Origin of the sequence: Agilicoccus flavus, assembly GCF_014857905.1 — a bacterium.
In the GTDB taxonomy this organism is placed as follows: domain Bacteria; phylum Actinomycetota; class Actinomycetes; order Actinomycetales; family Dermatophilaceae; genus Agilicoccus; species Agilicoccus flavus.
Genome location: NZ_JACYXE010000035.1, coordinates 1 through 2,107 on the forward strand (window position 1 = coordinate 1; position 2,107 = coordinate 2,107).

General features: G+C 50.0%; 1 protein-coding gene. It reads left to right on the forward strand.

Annotated features, from left to right (window positions below; all coding sequences use genetic code 11):
* Positions 1 to 65: 65 nt before the first annotated feature.
* A complete protein-coding gene (dnaK, locus tag ICW24_RS20050; RefSeq protein ID WP_226347293.1) occupies positions 66 to 2,015 on the forward strand; it encodes a molecular chaperone DnaK in 1,950 nt (649 codons plus the stop codon).
* The last annotated feature ends 92 nt before the right edge of the window (positions 2,016 to 2,107 follow it).

Genomic DNA, 2,107 nt, shown 5'->3' on the forward strand with positions numbered 1-2,107 from the left:
CGTCAATCGCGCACGTTTGCTGAGTTGTTTTAAGAACAAGTAACAAGACTGATTAAAAATACAAAATGGCAAAAGCACCCGCAGTAGGAATCGATCTGGGTACCACGTACTCTTGCGTTGGTGTCTTCCAGCACGGGAAGGTGGAGATCATCGCCAACGACCAGGGCAACAGGACCACTCCGTCTTATGTTGCGTTCACAGACACCGAGCGTCTCATCGGAGATGCCGCCAAGAACCAGGTGGCGATGAACCCCAACAACACAATATTCGATGCCAAACGTCTCATCGGACGTAAGTTCGAAGATGCTACTGTGCAAGCCGACATGAAGCACTGGCCTTTCGAGGTTGTCAGTGATGGAGGCAAACCTAAGATCAAGGTAGCATATAAGGGTGAAGACAAAACCTTTTTCCCCGAGGAAGTCAGTTCCATGGTGCTTACGAAAATGAAGGAAACTGCCGAAGCTTATCTTGGCAAAACTGTGCAGAATGCAGTTATCACGGTTCCCGCGTACTTCAATGACTCTCAAAGACAAGCCACAAAAGATGCAGGTACCATCTCTGGCTTGAACGTTCTCCGAATCATCAATGAACCGACTGCTGCTGCGATTGCTTACGGTCTTGACAAAAAGGGTACTGGAGAACGAAATGTACTTATCTTTGACCTCGGCGGCGGTACCTTCGACGTGTCCATCCTTACCATCGAGGATGGTATCTTCGAGGTGAAATCCACCGCCGGCGACACCCACTTGGGAGGTGAGGACTTTGACAATCGCATGGTCAACCACTTTGTCCAGGAGTTCAAGAGGAAATACAAAAAGGACCTCGCTACCAACAAGAGAGCTCTTAGGCGTTTGCGTACTGCATGTGAGAGGGCAAAGAGGACCTTGTCATCGTCCACACAAGCGAGCATTGAGATAGATTCTCTCTTTGAGGGTATTGACTTCTACACGTCAATTACTCGTGCTCGCTTCGAGGAGCTGAACGCCGATCTGTTCAGGTCTACCATGGAGCCAGTGGAGAAGTCTCTCCGTGATGCCAAGATGGATAAGGCTCAAATCCACGATATTGTACTGGTGGGTGGCTCCACTCGTATCCCCAAGGTGCAGAAGCTCCTGCAAGATTTCTTTAATGGAAAGGAGCTCAACAAATCTATTAACCCTGACGAGGCCGTAGCTTATGGTGCAGCTGTCCAGGCTGCTATCTTGCACGGTGACAAGTCTGAGGAGGTGCAGGATCTGCTGTTGCTTGATGTAACACCCCTTTCCCTCGGTATTGAGACTGCTGGAGGTGTCATGACCACACTCATCAAGCGTAACACTACCATCCCCACTAAACAGACTCAGACATTCACCACCTACTCTGATAACCAACCCGGAGTACTCATCCAAGTATTTGAGGGTGAGCGTGCTATGACCAAAGATAACAACTTGCTCGGTAAATTCGAGCTGACCGGGATCCCACCGGCGCCGCGTGGCGTGCCTCAAATTGAGGTCACCTTCGACATCGATGCCAACGGTATCCTCAACGTTTCCGCTATCGAGAAGTCCACCAACAAGGAGAACAAGATCACCATTACCAACGACAAAGGTCGTCTCTCCAAGGAAGAGATCGAGCGTATGGTTAATGAGGCAGAGAAGTACAGAAACGAGGATGACAAGCAAAAGGAGACCATCCAGGCCAAGAATGCATTGGAATCTTACTGCTTCAGCATGAAGTCTACCATGGAGGATGAGAAGCTCAAGGAAAAGATCTCTGACTCTGACAAGCAGACCATCCTCGACAAGTGCAACGACACCATCAAGTGGCTGGATTCCAACCAGCTGGCCGACAAGGAGGAGTATGAGCACAAGCAGAAAGAATTGGAAGGCATTTACAATCCGATAATTACGAAGATGTACCAGGGTGCCGGAGGAGTCCCCGGAGGTATGCCGGGCTTCCCGGGCGGAGCACCCGGAGCCGGAGGTGCCGCCCCCGGGGCTGGAGGCGCTGGCCCCACCATCGAGGAGGTCGATTAAACCAACATTCCACACCACACTTAAACCTACCTGTAACAACCACCTTGTAACCTCTCCTTGATTGAAATAAATAAATATCGAACCTAAAAAAA

Excerpts from the sequence above, each read along its gene's own strand:
- dnaK (WP_226347293.1), top strand. The coding sequence starts at position 66 with ATGGCAAAAGCACCCGCAGTAGGAATCGATCTGGGTACCACGTACTCT.